This window comes from Lysobacter sp. FW306-1B-D06B (assembly GCF_038446665.1).
GTDB lineage: Bacteria > Pseudomonadota > Gammaproteobacteria > Xanthomonadales > Xanthomonadaceae > Lysobacter_J.
Map to the genome: position 1 here is coordinate 119,444 of NZ_CP151802.1, position 17,491 is coordinate 136,934.

At 68.6% G+C, this 17,491-nt stretch carries 18 protein-coding genes; 12 read left to right on the top strand and 6 right to left on the bottom strand.

Features of this window, described 5'->3' with window-relative positions; genetic code table 11:
* The first annotated feature begins 1 nt into the window (after position 1).
* The gene (locus tag AAFF32_RS00565; protein WP_342316134.1) at positions 2–1,174 is read left to right on the top strand and encodes a PepSY-associated TM helix domain-containing protein; all 1,173 of its coding nucleotides are present in this window, start codon (positions 2–4) and stop codon (positions 1,172–1,174) included.
* Positions 1,171–1,359 carry a hypothetical protein gene (locus AAFF32_RS00570; protein ID WP_216965925.1) on the top strand — a complete coding sequence of 63 codons (189 nt, stop codon included), beginning with the start codon at positions 1,171–1,173 and terminating at the stop codon, positions 1,357–1,359. Before AAFF32_RS00565 ends, AAFF32_RS00570 begins: the two co-directional genes overlap by 4 nt.
* A 12-nt stretch (positions 1,360–1,371) precedes the next feature.
* Here AAFF32_RS00570 and AAFF32_RS00575 read toward each other — a convergent pair whose 3' ends face one another.
* Genes AAFF32_RS00575 through AAFF32_RS00585 form a run of 3 tightly spaced genes read right to left on the bottom strand, consistent with a single transcriptional unit; the run spans position 1,372 to position 3,354 of the window.
* A complete protein-coding gene (locus tag AAFF32_RS00575; RefSeq protein WP_342316135.1) occupies positions 1,372–2,574 on the bottom strand; it encodes an FAD-dependent oxidoreductase in 1,203 nt (400 codons plus the stop codon).
* A 2-nt stretch (positions 2,575–2,576) separates the two neighbouring features.
* Entirely contained in the window at positions 2,577–2,858 is a 282-nt protein-coding gene (locus AAFF32_RS00580; protein WP_216965921.1) for a hypothetical protein, read from the bottom strand.
* A 40-nt stretch (positions 2,859–2,898) separates the two neighbouring features.
* Entirely contained in the window at positions 2,899–3,354 is a 456-nt protein-coding gene (locus tag AAFF32_RS00585; protein WP_342316137.1) for a PA2169 family four-helix-bundle protein, read from the bottom strand.
* A gap of 156 nt (positions 3,355–3,510) precedes the next feature.
* On the opposite strand from AAFF32_RS00585, the gene AAFF32_RS00590 reads away from it, so the two are divergent.
* The 7 genes from AAFF32_RS00590 (at position 3,511) to AAFF32_RS00620 (ending at position 12,117) form a co-directional block, all read left to right on the top strand.
* Positions 3,511–4,254: a response regulator transcription factor gene (locus AAFF32_RS00590; RefSeq protein ID WP_216965916.1), complete on the top strand. Its 744-nt coding sequence runs from the start codon at positions 3,511–3,513 to the stop codon at positions 4,252–4,254.
* A 66-nt stretch (positions 4,255–4,320) separates the two neighbouring features.
* Positions 4,321–4,863, top strand: coding sequence for a biliverdin-producing heme oxygenase (locus AAFF32_RS00595; RefSeq protein ID WP_342316138.1), 543 nt, complete (start codon positions 4,321–4,323; stop codon positions 4,861–4,863).
* Positions 4,860–6,569 carry a GAF domain-containing protein gene (locus tag AAFF32_RS00600; RefSeq protein WP_342316139.1) on the top strand — a complete coding sequence of 570 codons (1,710 nt, stop codon included), beginning with the start codon at positions 4,860–4,862 and terminating at the stop codon, positions 6,567–6,569. The genes AAFF32_RS00595 and AAFF32_RS00600 overlap by 4 nt, the downstream gene beginning before the upstream one ends.
* 472 nt (positions 6,570–7,041) lie before the next feature.
* Positions 7,042–7,842, top strand: a complete 801-nt coding sequence (locus tag AAFF32_RS00605) for a DUF2092 domain-containing protein (RefSeq protein WP_342316140.1) — start codon at positions 7,042–7,044, stop codon at positions 7,840–7,842.
* Positions 7,839–8,375 (top strand): hypothetical protein, encoded by a 537-nt coding sequence (locus AAFF32_RS00610; RefSeq protein WP_342316141.1) that lies wholly within the window; start codon positions 7,839–7,841, stop codon positions 8,373–8,375. Before AAFF32_RS00605 ends, AAFF32_RS00610 begins: the two co-directional genes overlap by 4 nt.
* 70 nt (positions 8,376–8,445) lie before the next feature.
* Positions 8,446–11,055 carry a hypothetical protein gene (locus AAFF32_RS00615; protein ID WP_342316142.1) on the top strand — a complete coding sequence of 870 codons (2,610 nt, stop codon included), beginning with the start codon at positions 8,446–8,448 and terminating at the stop codon, positions 11,053–11,055.
* Positions 11,056–11,163: 108 nt separating this feature from the next.
* Positions 11,164–12,117 (top strand): transporter, encoded by a 954-nt coding sequence (locus tag AAFF32_RS00620; protein ID WP_342316143.1) that lies wholly within the window; start codon positions 11,164–11,166, stop codon positions 12,115–12,117.
* 617 nt (positions 12,118–12,734) lie between these two features.
* On the opposite strand, the gene AAFF32_RS00625 is transcribed toward AAFF32_RS00620, so the two are convergent.
* The gene (locus AAFF32_RS00625) at positions 12,735–13,163 is read right to left on the bottom strand and encodes a low affinity iron permease family protein (RefSeq protein ID WP_342316144.1); all 429 of its coding nucleotides are present in this window, start codon (positions 13,161–13,163) and stop codon (positions 12,735–12,737) included.
* A gap of 186 nt (positions 13,164–13,349) precedes the next feature.
* Between AAFF32_RS00625 and AAFF32_RS00630 the strand changes: the two genes are divergently transcribed.
* The 3 genes from AAFF32_RS00630 to AAFF32_RS00640 are packed head-to-tail and all read left to right on the top strand — an operon-like array spanning position 13,350 to position 15,515.
* Positions 13,350–13,541 (top strand): hypothetical protein, encoded by a 192-nt coding sequence (locus tag AAFF32_RS00630; protein ID WP_342316145.1) that lies wholly within the window; start codon positions 13,350–13,352, stop codon positions 13,539–13,541.
* A gap of 8 nt (positions 13,542–13,549) precedes the next feature.
* Positions 13,550–14,728, top strand: coding sequence for a DUF3182 family protein (locus tag AAFF32_RS00635; RefSeq protein ID WP_342316146.1), 1,179 nt, complete (start codon positions 13,550–13,552; stop codon positions 14,726–14,728).
* Positions 14,718–15,515: an alpha/beta fold hydrolase gene (locus tag AAFF32_RS00640; RefSeq protein WP_216965898.1), complete on the top strand. Its 798-nt coding sequence runs from the start codon at positions 14,718–14,720 to the stop codon at positions 15,513–15,515. The genes AAFF32_RS00635 and AAFF32_RS00640 overlap by 11 nt, the downstream gene beginning before the upstream one ends.
* A 480-nt stretch (positions 15,516–15,995) precedes the next feature.
* Here the strand turns inward: AAFF32_RS00640 and AAFF32_RS00645 are convergent, their stop codons facing one another.
* Positions 15,996–17,000 (bottom strand): SDR family oxidoreductase, encoded by a 1,005-nt coding sequence (locus tag AAFF32_RS00645; protein ID WP_342316147.1) that lies wholly within the window; start codon positions 16,998–17,000, stop codon positions 15,996–15,998.
* 93 nt (positions 17,001–17,093) lie between these two features.
* The gene (locus tag AAFF32_RS00650) at positions 17,094–17,450 is read right to left on the bottom strand and encodes a BON domain-containing protein (protein WP_216965894.1); all 357 of its coding nucleotides are present in this window, start codon (positions 17,448–17,450) and stop codon (positions 17,094–17,096) included.
* Positions 17,451–17,491 lie beyond the last annotated feature (41 nt).

Below are 17,491 nucleotides of genomic sequence, written 5' to 3' on the forward strand. Positions count from 1 at the left end.
CATGCAGCGAAGCACACTCAAGGCCTGGTTCCTGATCCACAAGTGGACCAGCCTGGTGTGCACGCTGTTCCTCCTGCTGCTGTGCGTGACCGGCCTTCCGCTGGTGTTCTGGGAAGAGATCTCCCACCTCACCGGCGCGGAGGCCGAGGTCGCTCCGGCGCCGCCCGGCATGCAAGCGGCCAACGTCGATGACCTCGTGACGAAGGCGCTCGCCCAATACCCGGGCGACGTGCCGTTGTTCTTCGGTTGGGACGACCACTCGCCCAGCGTCTACGTGAACACCGGTGCGCGTCCCGACACACCGCCGCCGGAGATGCACACCGCCGTCATGCACCAGTACACGGGCGAGGTGCTGCCGGTCGCGCAGTTCAACGAAGGCGTGATGTATTTCCTCTACCGGCTGCACACCGACGTGTTCGTTGGCCTGCCGGGCATGCTGTTCCTCGGCGCGATGGCGCTGCTGTTCGCGGTGGCGATCGTGTCCGGCCTCGTGCTCTACGGGCCGTTCATGCGCAAGCTCTCCTTCGGCACGCTGCGAACGGGACGCAGCCGGCGGCTTGCGTGGCTGGACCTGCACAACGTGCTCGGCATCGTGACGCTGGGCTGGGCCTTCGTCGTCGGCATCACCGGCGCGATCAACACGCTGGCACAACCACTGGAACAGGCCTGGCAGTCCGAGCAACTGGGCGAGTTCGCCCGGCGATACGAAGGCCGCCCGCGTCCCGAACGCCTGGCCTCGCTCGACGCCGCCATCGCCACCGCGCGCGCGGCGGAGCCGGGCATGACGCCGGCATTCGTGAGCTTCCCCGGCACCGGCTACAGCGGCGACCATCATTACGGCGTCTTCATGCACGGCGACACGCCGTTGACCGAGCGCCTGTACCGCCCGGTGCTGATCGACGCCGAAACCGGTGAACTCACCGCACGGCCGCAACTGCCCGGCTACATGACCACGCTGCTGCTGTCGCAGCCGCTGCATTTCGGCGACTACGGCGGTCTGCCGCTGAAGTTCCTGTGGGCGCTGTTCGACCTGCTGACGATCGCGGTCCTGGTGAGCGGCCTGTACCTGTGGTTCAAGCGCGGCAGCACCGACACGCGCATCGCCGAGATCGAACGCAGCGGCCTGCCGGAGAACGCCCTCGCACACGCCCGCAACGCCGGAGCCGCGTCGTGAACCGCTCCGCCGCCACACCGCGCAATCCCTTCATCGTTCCGGCTTGGATCGCGCTTGCCAGCGTCGTCGGCCTCGTCAGCGCGCTCGTGGGCGACGGTGTGTTCGACGTCGTGTCGTGGCTGGTGTTCGCCTCGCTGATCGGGCTGGTGATCCGCGCGTGGCTCAGGCGCGAACGCAAGCGTTGAGCGAAGCGCGCCTCAGCGCAGCCGCTCGAATCCGAACAAACCTTTCAACGGGTGCGCACGCCGCTCCAGCCATGCGCGCAGCAGGTCCGCTCCGATCATGCTGTACACGATGCCGTTGCCGCCGTAGGCCATCGCGAACAGCAGGCGCGGCCCCCATTGCGGGTGCGGACCGAAGAAGGGCAATCCGTCCGAAGTTTCGGCGAAGGTGCCGCCCCAGCTGAAGGCGGGCTTGAGCGACAGCCCGGGAAACAGTCCTTCCACGCGCTTCATCAGGCGCGCGGCCTTCTTCTCCACGCGCGCGTCGCGGCGTTTGGGAACATCGATCGCATCGTCTTCGCCGCCCACCAGCAGGCGCGACTCGCCAGTGGCACGCATGTACAGGTACGGCCGCGCGGTCTCCCACAGCATCGTGTCGGCGAGCGCACCAAGGTCGACGGGCTCGCTGATGCAGGCGTAGCTGCTGCGATTCTTCGCCACGTCCCGGGAAATCCAGCGCTGCGCTTCATAGCCCGTGGCGACGACGACATGCCGCGCCGTCACGCGCACGCCGTCCTCGCTGGCGAGCACGACCTGACGCGAGCCCACGTCCACCGGCTTGAGACGCGTGCGGCCATGCACGCCCGCACCGCGGCGGCGCAGGCGTTGCAGCAGGCGATGCGCGAGACGGTAAGGGTCCAGCCGCGCCGCCGTGGACGTGAGCAGTCCCGCGGGCGCATCGAAACCGTAGCGCTCGGCGATGTCCTCACGCTCCAGCCAGTGCGTGTCCAGTCCCGCGCGGCGACGCGCCTGGAACTCGTCCTTCAGCCGTCTGACGTGCCAGCGATGACTGGCGAAGTAAAGGCTGTCGCTGCGATCGAAGTCGACATCGCGCACGCCGCGCGCCAGTTCGCCCAACGTGCCGATCGCGTCCTGGCAGGCGCGGTAGGCGCGCGTCGCCTGCGCAAGCCCGATCTGCCGCGACAAATCCGTCAGATGGGTGTCGATCTCGTACTGCAACAGCGCGGTGCTCGCCGCGCTGCTGCCCCACCCCACATCGCGCTGTTCGAACACGGCGACCTCGTGCCCTGCATTGGCGAGCGCGTCGGCGATGATCGCGCCGGTGATGCCACCGCCGATCACCGCCACTTCGCAGCGAAGCTCTTCGCGCAAAGGGGCGAAGGACTGCATCAGGCCGTTCTTGACGGCCCAGAACGGATAACCGCTCTTCAGATCCATCCTCAGCCATGCCCTTGCTGCGCGTCGTGGCGCGACTTCCGCCGCGCCACGACCCACTGTCCGACCACGGCCGTGACCAGGATGGCCGCGTTGGTGGCGACGAAGACCGGGTTCCCCACCATCACGCTGTAGACCACGAACCCCAGCGACGCGACGCACTGGCCCACGAAGAGCCAGCGCGATACGCCCTTCGCGTCGGGGTCGCGCGCCGTGGCGAGGATCTGGCGCACCAGCGTCGCCAGCAGGACGGCCGACGCGAGCCAGCCGATCACGTCGGGATTCATCCGCCTGTGCCCCGAAGTCCGCCGCGCGCGGCCGCGCCTGTCAGTGCAGGCCTTCCAGGCCGTGCTTGAGCCGGCTCATCTCGTCGTGGCCGGCGCGGACCGAAGCGAATGCCTTGTCGACGGTATCGCGTGCGGAAGGAGACAGCTCCACGTCCTTCAGCGCGTCCTCGTACTTGTGCTTGATGTGGTCCTCGCCGCGTTCGACTTCCTTCACCACCGCCTCGTCGCCCTTGGAGAGCGCCGCGCGAAGATCCACGAACACGCGATGCGCGGAGGCGAGCACGGTGCCCGAGTCCTCGGCCTTGCCGCCGTGCGACACGACGTAAGCCTGCAAGCCCGCGACCGCCGCCTGCCGTTCGCTGGCGCGGCGCTCGAACATCGTGCGGAACGTGTTGTTCTGCACGTCCTGGGCGGCATCGCGATAGCCCTCCACGCTGTCGATGGTGGTTTCGATCAGACCGTTGATGACGCGCAGTTCATGATTCGTTGTTGCCATGGGATTGCTCCGTGTAAAGACGAGGGCCGATCTTGTGTTCGTCGCGGCGACGATGTCGTGAATTAGCGCTGCGCGATGCATTCCTTCGCGCGATTGTCACGTTCGCATCACGAATGTTCACCGAGTCTTCCAATCAAGCATCAAGCGACTTCGGACATGAACATGAACAACAACGGCCGACTCATCCTGATCGTGGAGGATCACCTGCCCATCGCGGAAATGCTGGGCGGCTTCTTCGAAGCCAGCGGCTACGAGGTGGACTTCGCCCGCGACGGCGCCGAAGCGTTGAGCCTGTCGGCGAACAACCCCTACGACGCGATCCTGCTCGACCGCAACCTGCCGCGCATCGACGGCGTGGAAGTCTGCCGCCGCATCCGCCAGGAGCAGCGTCGCGCCACGCCCATCCTCATGCTCACCGCGCGCGACAGCATCGAGGACCGCGTGTCGGGCCTGGAGGCCGGCGCCGACGACTACCTGACCAAGCCCTTCTCCATCGAAGAGCTGGAGGCGCGCCTGCGCGGGCTGATGCGTCGCTCGCACAGGGCCGCGAGCGAGCCCATCCGCGTGGGCGACCTGCTGCTGGACCCGCAGTCGATGACGGTGGAGCGTGCAGGCGTGGCCATTCATCTCACGCCGATCGGCTTCCAGATCCTGCAATTGCTGATGCGCGAAGCGCCGCGCGTGGTCAGCCGCGAGGAGATCCAGCGCGAAGTGTGGCGCGATGAGTTGCCGGACTCCGACTCGCTGCGCAGCCATCTCTACATCCTGCGCAAGTCGATCGACCGCGGCTTCGACACGCCGCTGCTGCAGACGATCCCCGGCATGGGCTTCCGCATCGGCGAACATCCCTCCGCGTTCACCGCTTCGCGCAACCAGCGCGAGGTCGCCATGCGGGGCTAGGCGACGCCCACGGTGCTTCCGCCGATGGGTTAGGCTTGGCGCCCCTGAGCGGTGGAAGCCATCTCGATGTCGCTGGGCACCCTCCGCAGTCACCTCCGCCAGGCCACCGCGCCTGCGCACGAGCGCGTCGACGCATTGCTGCCGCACGGCGTCGGCCGGCGCGACGACTACGCCGCCTACCTGCGTGCGATGCACCGCTTCGTCGCCAGTGCCTGCCTCCCGGAAGGGACGCGCGAACGCTACCTGCCGCTGCTGCGCGCCGACCTGCACGCGCTGGGCATCGACCCCGATGCAATCGCACGCCCCGCCGTCGCTTCGCACGATCCCTACGAACGCCTGGGCTGGGCCTACGTCTTCGAAGGTTCGTCGCTCGGCGCGCGCATGCTGCTGCGGCAGGCACAAGGGCTGGGTTTCAATGCCGCCTCCGGCGCGCGCTACCTCCATGAGCACGCCGCATCGCCGCAATGGCCAGCGCTGCTCGCGCAACTGGAGTCCTCCGCGCCCGACGCCGACGCACTGCACCGCCTCGTCGTCGCCAGCAACACCGCCTTCGCCGCGGTGGAAGCCGCGCTGCTGCACGCCCTTCGCCTCGAACGAGTCCCTGCATGAACGTCAACGTCACCACCGAGGCCGAGGTCTGCGCGCGCGAGCCGATCCACCTGTCCGGCGCGATCCAGCCGCACGGCTTCCTGATCAGTTGCAGTTGGCCCGACTGGACGGTGCGGCATGTCTCGGCGAACGTGGCCGAACTGCTCGACCTGCCGCCGCGCGCCCTGCTCGGCACGTCGTTGCGCGAGCATGTCGATGGCAGCTTCCTGGAAGCCATCGCCGACGCATTGCGGTTCATCGAACCTGGACTGGCCGCGCAACGCGTGGCCACCGTCAACCTCGGCCGGGACGGCGCGCTGTGCGACGTCAGCACGCACCTGCATCAGGGCCTGGTGCATATCGAAATCGAGCCGCAGACCACCGCGGACGGCAGCACGGGCCTCACCGCCAACGCGATGATCGGGCGCATCGCGGGGCAGGACCCCGCGCCGGGCTTCTTCCAGCAGGTCGCCTCGCTGGTGCGCGAACTGACCGACTACGACCGCGTCATGGTCTACCGCTTCCGCGCCGACGACGCCGGCGAAGTGATCGCCGAGGCGCGCTCCGACGAAGTCGAACCGTACCTGGGCCTGCGCTATCCGGCCTCCGACATTCCGGCACAGGCGCGTCACCTTTACCTGCTCAACCGCCTGCGCGTGATTCCGGATGCGCAATACGCGCCGGTGCCGATCGAGCCTGCGCTGCACGTCGGCGGCGCCCCGCTGGACCTGACGCACCACGCACTGCGCAGCGTCTCCCCGGTGCACGTGGAATACCTGCGCAACATGGGCGTGGGCGCGTCGATGTCGATCTCCATCGTCAGCGGCGGCCGCCTGTGGGGCCTGATCGCCTGCCACCACCGCACGCCGCGCCCGGTGGGGCCCGGCATGCGCGCCACGGCGGACCTGTTCGGCATGTACGTTTCGATGCGCGTGGCCGGGCATGAGCAGGCCACGACGATGGCGTTGTTCGACCAGAGCCAGCAGCTCGGCGACGTGCTGCGCGAGTCGACGCTGAAAGGCCAGTCGCTGGCCGACGTGCTGCCGACCTATCTGCGCGTGGTCGCGCGCCTGCTCGACGCCGACGGCGTGCTGATGATCCTCGGCTCGCGCCAGGCCAGCATCGGCCCGGTGCCGGGCGGGGAGTCGTTGTCGGAACTGTGCGCCTGGGGCGCCGCGCGCGCGGGCGCCGTGGCGATGACCCACCGGCGAGAGGACTGGCGCAGCCAGTCGCACCCCGCCGACGGGCTTGCCGGCGTGCTGGCGATGGCCTTCGGCCGCGACGGCGACGGCCTGTACTGCTTCCGCAAGGAGCAGATCGAGGAGGTCACCTGGGCCGGCACGCCGCACAAGGCGACCGTGCCCACCGACGACGGCACGCGCATCGCACCGCGTCGCAGTTTCGCGGCCTGGCGCGAGACCGTGCGCGGCCAGAGCGTGCAGTGGAGCGACAGCGACCGACGCATCGCCGAGCGCCTGTACGACATCCTCATCGACCTGCATCGTCGCAGCACCGTCAACGCCGACGAACAGCAGACGCTGCGCCAGCGCCAGAACGTGCGCGAGGAGAGCGAACGCCTGTCGCGACTGGCGGCAATGCTGGGCGACATGCAGCATCTGGACGAGGCGCAGACGCGGTATCTGGCCGAGCAGATCGCCGAGCTGGAGCTGCACATGCGCAGCATCACGCATCGTGGCGACCGCGAGGACAACAGCGGCGATCGCTGACCCCTGCGCGCGATCCGATCCGCCGTAGCACCGGACGCTTTGCGCGACGCGGGCGACACGCGTCCGACGGTGTTTCGTTCAGCCTGAACGATGAAGTGCAGGCCGCGTCATCACGGTGGTTTCACGCCAGCCGGCCGGAAATGTGTCGGCGGTGAACCCAGGCCGGCGCACGGCCATCGATGTCGTCCATCGCACGCGTCATTCGCCAGCGGAAACGGACCGTCGGGAGGGAGGGACGATGTCGAGCGCGCAACCCATGCCGTGTCGCCGCCATGCGCGGCGCACGAATGAGCGGGCGCACGACGCACCTCGTGATGTCGGCCACGGGCCACCGGGCCAGGGTTCCACCGTCCACAGCCATCCGAACACCGCACCGGCACACGCCGGACGGTAGGGCTGCGCCATACGTCGCGTCCTGCACGCGGCACCGGGTCCGGCATCGGTCGGGGCCGTCACATCGAGGAGATGCGCCATGCGTCGTTCGCCCTTGTTCGCTGCCATCGCGCTGTTGTCGTGCACGACGGCCGCTCCGGTCATGGCCGAGGGCCAGGCGGATGTACCGCCTTCGGCGGCCGTCGCCGCCGCGGCCAAGGTGCAGCCCGAAGCCCTCGCCGCGCTCGACAGGATGGCCAAGTACCTGCGCAGCCTGAAGAGCTTCGGCCTGCGCGCCGACACCACGCTGGACCTGGTCACCGAAGACGACCAGAAGCTGCAGTTCCCCGGCACGATCGACTACAAGGTGCGCGTTCCCAACGGCCTTCGCATCGACATGAAGACCGACCGCAAGGAGCGCCAGCTGTTCTACGACGGCAAGACGCTGACGGTCTACGGCCCCAAGAACAAGCTCTACGCGCAGACCGATGCGCCGCCGACGATCGCAAAGCTGCTCGCCGTGGCCGAGGACAAGTACGGCATCGAACTGCCGCTGGCCGACCTGTTCCTGTGGGGCACCGACAAGGCGCCGGTGTCCGCGCTCAAGTCGGCGGTCTTCGTCGGCCCGGCGCGCATCGATGGCAGCGTCACCGACCAGTACGCCTTCCGCCAGGACGGCGTGGACTGGCAGCTGTGGATCGAAGCGGGCGACAAGCCGCTGCCGCGCCGGCTGGTGATCACCACCACCGACGATCCGACGCAGCCGCAGTTCGCAAGCACCTTGACCTGGAACACCAACGCCGCGGTCCGCGATGCCGACTTCGCCTTCACGCCCCCCAAGGACGCCGGTCGCATCAAGCTCGTGGAAGTCGATGTCGTCGCCGTGGAGGACGCGAAATGAACGCAGCTCGCCATGCCATTCCGCTCGGTGCCTGCCTGGGCCTGCTCGCGGGCACCACCGCCCTGCTTTGCGTGAGCTTCGACGCGGACGCCGGACCGCGTGCGCGCGGCGGCGCACGCACCAGCGTCAACCACGCCGGTGGCGGCGGCCATGCCGCAGCGGCGAACCGCGGTGCGAACGTCAGCCACGGCGGCAACGTCAATCGCAACACGAACGTCAACCGCAACACGAACGTGAACCGCAACACCAACATCAACCGCGACGTGAACATCCACAACGACATCGACATCGACGTGGACGACCACTGGCACGGCGGCTGGTACGACGACCATCCCATCGCGACCGCGGCGGCGGTGACGACGGCGGTGGCGGTGACCGCGGCGGCGATCGGCTCGGTCGTGTACTCGGTGCCGCCCAGCTGCGTGACCACAGTGGTCAACGGCGTGGCCTACCAGCAGTGCGGGAGCACCTGGTACCAGCCGCAGTACGCCGGAACGACCGTGCAGTACGTCGTGGTGAACCCGCCGGGCTGAGGTGCGCCGCTGTCGGCACATCCGGCCTTCCACGCACGCTGCGACGTGCCGCATGCAACACGGAGTCCTCATGCGTATTCACTCGTTGGTGCTCGCCGCGACGCTGGCGTTTGCGATGTGTCCCGCGATGTCGGTCGAACCGGGATTCGCGCTCGCACAGGCACCGGCCGCGGGCGCGGCGGCGAACATCGACGCGCGCCCGTTCCCGCGTCAGTTCACCCAGCAGGGCACGAGTTTCAGCGTGCACCAGCCGCAGTACGACAGCTGGGAAGGCAACCAGCTCAAGGGCCGCTTCGCGATGTCGGTCAAGACCGGCACGCACAACGGTCCCGACGGCAAGCCCGAAGACACCGCCGATTACGGCGTGGTGACCTTCCAGGCGCGCACGCAGATCGACAAGGACGCGCGCGCGGTCGTGCTCACCGACCTGCAACTCACCGGCGCCACCTTCCCCACCGCGACGGCGAAGCAGGCGCAGTACCTGGAACTGGCGCGCGCGCAGCTCAAGCAGCGCTCCACGCTCACCGTTTCACTGGACCAGCTCGAATCGGCGATGGCGATCGCCGCGGTCGATGCGAAGACGCCCGCGTCGCTGCCCGTGCGCAACGATCCGCCGGACATCCTCTTCAGCACGCAGGCGGCGGTGCTGATCCTGGTCGATGGCCCGCCGGCACTGAAGCCCAGCGGCGTCGCCGGCGTGCAGCGCGTGATCAACAGCCGCTCGCTGCTGCTGCAACAGGGCGGACAGTACTACACCTACCTCGGCGGGCACTGGGCGAAAGCGTCGTCGCTGGCCGGCCCGTGGAGCGCGGTCGCGACGGTGGATGCCGCATTGACCAACGCGATGCGGCAGGCGGTGTCGTCCAAGCAGGTGGACACGCTCGACAATCCGCCCGATGCGCTCAAGCAGGCCTTCGCCAACGGCGGCGTTCCCGAAATCCATGTCAGCACGCGTCCAGCCGAGCTCATCACCGTGCAGGGCGAGCCGCAGTTCGCGGCGGTGCCGGGCACGAAGCTGAGCTACATCGCCAACACCGGCGCGGACGTGTTCGTCGACGGCGGCGCCGACAACGCGTGGTACGTGCTGGTGTCCGGCCGCTGGTTCACCGCGCCCGGCAGCAAGGGCCCGTGGAAGTACGTCGCGCCGGGCGCGCTGCCGGCGGAGTTCGCGAAGATCCCGCCCGACAGCGACAAGAGCGGCGTGCTCGCGTCCATTCCCGGCACGCCCGAGTCCAGGGAAGCGCTGATCGCCAACGACATCCCGCAGACCGCGTCGGTGAACAAGAGTCAGGCGAAGTTGACCGTCGCCTACGACGGCGCGCCGCAGTTCGCGCCGATCGAAGGCACGCAGTTGCAGTACGCGCGCAACACCGCGGTGCCGGTGATCCGCGTGGCCGACGGCGGTTACTACGCGGTCGACAAGGGCGTGTGGTTCACGGCGAAGGCGGCGACCGGCCCGTGGTCGGTGGCCACCAGCGTGCCGGCGGAGATTTACGCGATCCCGACCAGTTCGCCGTTGCACTACGTCACCTACGTGCGCGTGTACGGCGGCAGCGGCGACGAGGTGTACGTGGGCTACACGCCGGGCTATTACGGCACGGTGGTGACCGACGATGTCGTCGTCTACGGCACCGGCTACGCGTGCACGCCGTGGGTCGGCGCGTACTGGTACGGCTGCCCGGCCACCTACGGCATGGGCGCGTATTTCGGCTGGAATCCGTGGGTGGGCTGGACCTTCGGCTGGGGCTGGGGCTGGTACGACGGCTGGTACGGGCCGTACAGCCCATGGTGGGGTCCCTGGTACGGCCCCGTGTATCCCTACGGCTGGTGGGGCGGCGGCGCGGCGGCGTGGAATGTCTACGGCCACTGGGGCAACGCGGCCGTGCGCGGTACCGCCGCGGCATGGGCCGATCCGTGGACGGGCAACGTCGGGCGCGGCGCGCGCGGCGGTTACTACAACGAAGCCACCGGCGGACGCGGCATCGGCCGCGCGGGCGTCAACACCAACATTTACACCGGCACCACCTCGGCCGGCGCGCAGGGCATCCGCTACAACCCGGAAACCGGGCGCGTGGTCGCGGGCGGCGGCGCGGCGGCGGTCAATCCGTACACCGGCCAGGCCGCGCGCGCGGGCGAACGCACGGTGGTGAACACCAACACGGGCCGCGTGACGCAGGCGGCGGGCGGCGCAGCGGTCGGCCCCGGCGGCGCGGCCGCGGGCGGTGCGTTCAACACGCAGGGACCGGGCGGCAACGAGGCCCGCGGCGCGGGTGGATTCCACTACAACGCCGACAGTGGCACGTTGAACCTTGGAGGCGTCGTCGAGGTGAACGACAACGTCTACGCCGGACGCAACGGCGAGGTCTACAAGCACGACGAAAACGGCTGGAGCGAAGTGGACCGTCCCGACCGTTCGCAGAACGTGTCCGGACAGACGCGCCAGAACATCGATCCCTCCACCCTCGACCGCGACCGCTTCGCGCGCGAACGCGGCGACCAGCGCAGCTCGGGCGCGCTGAATCCCGCCGCCTTCCAGCGCCAGGGCGGCGGATTCGATCGTCCGGCCGGTGGCGGTGGCGGCATGCAGCGCCCGGCCGGCGGTTATCAACGGCCGGTTGGCGGCTTCCGTCCGGGCCTGGGTGGAGGCGGCTTCCGCGGCGGCGGTGGCCGCCGACGCTGACATTCCGCCATCGCGCGGCGGCGGCGGCTACAGCGCCCGCCGCCACGCACGGCCCCGCGATGGGCCGGCGAGTACGCGATGGCCCGCTTCATTGCCAGGGAGAGATCGATGAACACACGCAACCTGTCCGCGTCCTGCATCGTGCTGGCCACGCTCGGCCTCGCGCCGCCTGCGTTGGCCACCGAAGGCGCGCTGGGCCGCACCATCACCGGCACCACCGTGCAGTCCTTCGCGGGCGTGGTTCCGCCGACGCCGGGCTTCAACGCGGCCATCGGCTTCGTGCACTACTCCGGCGAGATCGGCGGCTCGCGCGAAACGCCGGTGAACAACCTGCTCACGCTCGGCCTGGACGCGGACTTCGACATGGTCAGCGTGACCGGCCTGTACGTGTGGGACACCGGCGAAGGGCGCTGGAATTTCGCCTCGATGGCGACGCTGCCGTTCGCCACCGTGGACGTCACCGCGAACGTCGCGCTCGGCCCGCGCACGGGCCAGGTCAAGGACAAGGCCGACTGGGACGTGTTCGATCCCTTCTTCGCGCCGATCATTGCCGGCTACCACTTCGACCAGACGCATCACATGACGCTGGCGCTGTACATCTACAGCGACTGGGGCAGCTACGACCCCGACCGCCTGGCGAACCTGAGCCTCAACAACTGGACCTACTCGCCCACGGTCGGCTACACGCAGCTGATGCAGAAGGGCACGCTGGAATTCACCGCCGTCGGCGCGGTGGACTTCTACACGCGCAACGACGCGACCGATTACAAGAACGGCGCCGTGTTCCGCCTCGACGCGCAACTGGTCAAGCGCTTCGCCAACGGCTGGGGCGTGGGCGGCATCGGCGGGTGGATCGAGCAGCTGGAAGACGACGAAGGCCCGACCGCCGATCGCCTCGACGGCTTCAAGGGCCACGCGCTGGCGCTGGGACCGACCGTCAACTACACGAAGAAGTGGGACGGCGGACAGGTCGAGTTCGCGGCCCGCTGGCTTTCCGAGTTCAACGTGAAGCGGCGGCTCAAGGGCGATCCGTTGATGGTGACGGCGACCATCGCGTTCTGATTGCAAGCTTCCACAGGCGTGGCGATGCCCGCGCGCGGGGTGCGGAATGCCCTCGCGCTGCTGCTTGGTCGCATCGCGTGGGCGTGCGGGCGCCCTCGATCGAGTCTCCGGCGCCCTCGGACGGGCATGACGGTGCCCTCACGCGGGGTGCGGAGCACCCTCGCGCTGCTACTTGGTCGCATCGCGTGGGCATGCGGGCGCCCTCGATCGAGTCTCCGGCGCCCTCGCACGGGTACGACGATGCCCTCGTGCGGGTGTCGGAACACCCTCGCGATACGACTTACTCGCAGCGCGAGGGCGTTGTTGCGCCTTCGCGACCCTGCCGCGCAGCCTCGCGATCCTCGCCGCGACTCGTTCGAGGGTGGCGGGCTGCCCTCGCGAGGGTGACTCACTGCCCGCGCGAGGGTGGCGCAGTACCTGTGGCGTATCAGTGGAAGCCCTTCTCCCGCGCGCGGGAGAAGGTGCCGGCAGGCGGATGAGGGCGAGGTGCGCGAATGCGGCCGCCTGCCCTCACCCCAACCCCTCTCCCGCAAGCGGGAGAGGGGCTCAATGCGCACGCGACATGCGCCGTCCCGTAACGGAGAAAACCCCTCTTCCGCATGCAGAAGAGGCGCACTTCACCCCGACGCATCGCGCGGCGGCTTGCGCGTAGCCGAGCCGCGCTGTCGCGCCTCGACGTGATCGCGCGCGACGCGCGCCAGGTCTTCGTAGCGCTTGCGCATGCGATCGAGTTCGTCCTGGTCCATTTCCTCCAGGTCCAGCAGCGCGTTCTCGGCACGGCGCGTGGCGCGGATCAGTTCGTCCAGCTTGATCTGCATCGCCTCGGTGTCGCGGTTCTGCGTGTTCTGGATCAGGAACACCATCAGGAAGGTGATGATCGTCGTGCCGGTGTTGATGATCAGTTGCCAGGTGTCGCTGAACCCGAACATCGGGCCGCTGACCAGCCAGGCCAGGATCACCAGCACCGCCAGCCCGAAGGCCGTGGCGTTGCCCGTCCAGCGCGAGGCCGCCTTGGCGAAGACCGTGAACTTTGCGTGCAGGCTCATGGCGACTTTGCGTACGCGCCGCGCGGCCCGTCGCCGCGGGAAGACCTTCCGCCGCGCAACGCAAATTCCGCGTGAACACACGCCGACTTCACGCGATCGCGCGACCGGCGGTGCCATCACGCGGCGTTACCCGGCGCCGGACGTATCGTCGAATGCAACGACGACGCACGCCGAAGGAGGCACGCCATGTCGCAGGATCGCAAGGACCCGCCCGTCCACGACGAGCACCGCAAGACACAACACGACAAGCCCGAAGACGCGCGCGAGCGCGAGAAGCGCAAGCAGCACGAGAGCGAGAACCAGGACCAGGCGCTGGAGGAAACCTTCCCCGCGAGCGACCCGACGTCGCCGTTCGTGCCGGCCAAGGCTCCGGATTGACGCGCGCGATGGCGGCCGGCGGAGCCTGGGCATCCACCGCATCGGACACCGGGCGCGCGACATGCGCGCAGGGTGCCGGCTGCGTCGTCGAACTGTTGCGGCGCGCGCGTCGAACCGAGCATGAGGCGGCCACCGGACGCTGGATCGGCGAACGACTGGCCGGCCTGCTCGGCTACGAGTACGGCGGCGTGCATGCACCCGACACGGACGCGGATGCCGCGCCGCCGGAGCGGTACTTCCTGCCCGACAGCACGCTGTCCACCGCCGACGCGCGTGCACTGCGCATCCACGGGCCGGAGCAGTTGCTGGGCGGCGTCGTGCCGCATCCGTTCGTGGCGACCAAGTCGATCACGCATCGGCTCGTCGACGGCGCGCGCGTCGTGCCCGTGGGCTGGTCTCACGCGCTGGGCGCCGCGCTCGACGAGGTCACCGTGCCCGGCTTCGCCGCTTTCAGCGTGGACGACGTGGCGCGCGCGGCAAAACAGTTGTTCGAACAGGGTCTGCCGGCCCGCATCAAGCGCGCCGACGGCATCGGCGGCGTCGGCCAATCGGTCGCCACCGATCGCAAGACGCTCGACGCCGCGCTGGCGCATCTGGATGTGGACTGCCTGGAACGCCTGGGCGCGGTGGTGGAACTCAACCTCAAGCCGGTGAAGACCTACAGCGTCGGTACGGTGGCGGTGGGCGAGCAGCGCATCGCCTACTTCGGAATGCAGCGGCTCACGCGCAACCGGCACGGCGTGGCGGTGTACGGCGGATCGAGCCAGGCCTGCCTGCGTGGCGGCCTGGAGGACGTGATGGCGACATTGCAGGACGAGGCCGAACGTCGCGTGCTGCGTTGTGCGATCCGCTACGACGCGGAGGTTTCGCGCGCGTATCCGGAGTTCTTCGCCTCCAGGCGCAATTACGACGTGGCGCTCGGCGTGGATCCGTCGGGCGTGCCGCGAACGGGCGTGCTGGAGCAGTCCTGGCGCATCGGCGGCGCGACACCGGCGGAGATCCTAGCGCTGGAAGCGATGCACCGTGATCCCAGGTTGTCGCAGGTGCATGTCTCCACGCACGAAACCTACGAACTGATCGACGCGCCGCTCGGCGCGCAGGTGTACTTCCACGGCGAAGACCCCGCCGTCGGCCCGATGACGAAGTACGCCGTACTCGATGCGCAGGACGATGCGCATGGACGTTAGCCTCGAAAGCATCGAGCTGGCAGTGGAGCAGGATCGTGTGTGCGGCACGGTGCTCTCGCCGCCTTCGCGGATGCCGGGCGTGCTGTTCGTGCACGGTTGGGGCGGCAGCCAGGAACACGATCTGGTACGCGCACGCGAAGCGGCCGGTATCGGCTGCGTGTGCCTCACCTTCGACCTGCGCGGCCACGAGCGCACGGCGCGTCACTGGGAGAAGGTGAACCGCCCGCAGAACCTGGCCGATCTGCTCGCCGCCTACGATTGGCTGGCCGCGCGGCCGAACGTGGATCCCACCGCGATGGCGGTCGTCGGCATCAGTTACGGCGGATACCTGGCGGCCTTGATGACGGCGCAGCGGCCGGTGCGCTGGCTGGCGTTGCGTTCGCCGGCGATCTACATGGACGAGGGCTGGGAACTGCCCAAGCTCCAGCTGCACATCGACACGGATCTGAACGCCTATCGCCAGCGCCGGATCGACATGCAGGACAACCGCGTGCTGCGCGCATGTGCGGCGTATCGGGGCCACGCGTTGCTGGTCGCGGCCGAGCACGACACGGTGGTGCCGCATCCGGTCATCGACAACTACGCCAACGCATTCCACCGCACGCGCTCGCTGACGCGCCGCATCGTCGAGGGCGCCGACCACGCGTTCTCGCAGAAGCCCGCGCAGAAGGCCTATACCGCGATCCTGATCAAGTGGCTGGCCGAGATGATCATGGGCGCGCGCGAGGAAGCAGCGCTGGCGAAGCTGCGGGAGCGGCGGATTCCGGAGGAGGAGGAAGGGGTGTGATGCGGGATGCGATGCGTGGTTTGATGCGTGATGCGTGATGCGTGATGCGTGGTGCGTGGTGCGTGGTGCGTGGTGCGTGGTGCGTGATGCGTGATGCGTGATGCGTGGTGCGTGATGCGTGGTGCGTGGTGCGTGGTGTGATGCGCGGTGTGGCAAGGAGTCGCCCATCACCTTCCCGAATCCGTCATCCCGGCGAAGGCCGGGACCCAGGCCGTCACGCCATCCGCCCCATCACGTCATTCCAGCGAAAGCTGGGTCTTTTGGGCCGCCGCACGGCGGCACTATCCATTTTGCTGTTGCTGCACACAGGCAACACGAAAGCGTGCCATGCGACGGCCCCAAAGCCCCGCCTACGCGGGAATGACGGTGAGGATATTCACCGCAGAGGGAGTGCCCGCACGCTGAGGGCCTGGGTCCCGGCCTTCGCCGGGATGACGGAATTTGAGAGTGACCTTGCCTTCGTCTTGCGCGCGTTCCTGCTCACCCATGCGGCCCACCCATCACCGGCAGCACGATGCCGCTGATGTAGGACGAGCACACCGGCGCAGCCAGGAACACGTAGGCCGGTGATAGTTCCTCCGGTTGCGCCGGCCGCCCCATGTCGCTGGACGCACCGAACTTCGCCACGTCCTTCGCCGCCTTGTCGGCCGGATTGAGCGGTGTCCACACGGGCCCCGGCGCCACCGCGTTCACGCGGATGCCGCGTTCGAGCAGGTTGCTCGCCAGCGACATCGTGAAGGCGTGGATCGCACCCTTGGTCGCCGAATAGTCGAGCAGGTGCGGCGAGCCGAACAGGCCGGTCTCGGAGCCGGAATTGATGATGCACGCGCCGCGCTTGAGGTGCGGCAGTGCGGCGCGTGCCATGTGGAAGTAGCCGGCGATGTTGGTCTGCAAGGTTTCCTGCAGGTGTTCGTCGGTGATGTCTTCCAGCTTCTTGGCGTGCAATTGGAAAGCGGCGTTGTTGACGAGGATGTCCAGCCGCCCGAACGCCTGGACGGTCGCGGCGACGGCGCCGTTGCAGAAGGTGGAATCCTTCACGTCGCCGGGAATCACCAGGCAGCGCCGGCCTTCCTTTTCCACTGCGGCGCGCGTTTGCTCGGCGTCCTCGTGTTCGTCGAGGTAGACGATGGCGACGTCGGCGCCTTCGCGCGCGAACAGCACCGCCACCGCGCGCCCGATGCCGGAATCTCCGCCCGTCACGATGGCGACGCGGTCGAGCAGCTTCTCGCTGCCTTTGTAGTCGGGCGCCATGTAGCGCGGCTGCGGGTCGAGGTCGCGCTCGCGGCCCGGCTTTTGCTGGTGCTGCGCGGGAAGCGGGTTTTCCGGTTGCCGCCGTGTGCCGGCCTGCACGGCCTTCCTGGACGATGCCTTCTTCGCGGGCGATTTGGCCTGCCTGGCGTCCTTCGCCTCGACCTTCTTCTGGATCGCCCGTTGCTTCGCTGCGGTGCCGGCGGCCTTCGACGCCGGCTTCTTCTCCATCGCCATGCCCGTGTCCTCCGCTACCGATGACAAGAACGCCCGGGTGCGGACACCCGGGCGCTCGTGCCTGCATGCGGCCGCTGAAAGGCCGACGCAGGATTACTTGCCCGTCTTGGCGACGGCCAGACCACTGGCATCGACGCTCTTGACGCCCTTGATGCCCTTCGCCACCGCGATGGCCTTGTCGTGCTTGGCCTTGCTGTCGACCGTGCCCGACAGTTTCACCGTGCCGTTGACGGTGTCGACGTCGATCTCCGTGCCCGGCACGTCCGACGTCGCCATGAGGTCGGCCTTCACCTTGGTGGTGATCCAGGTGTCGTTGACGGGCTGCGCGGAGCCTTCCTCTTCCGCTTCGGCCTGGGCGCGATCCTGCGCGAGCACGATCATCGGCGTGGAGATGATCGCCACGGCGCCGAGAATGGCGGCAAACAGCTTCGCGTTGGTATGGATCTTCATGCGAGTCCTCCACTGGAAAGTGCCGACAGCTTTCGTTGTCG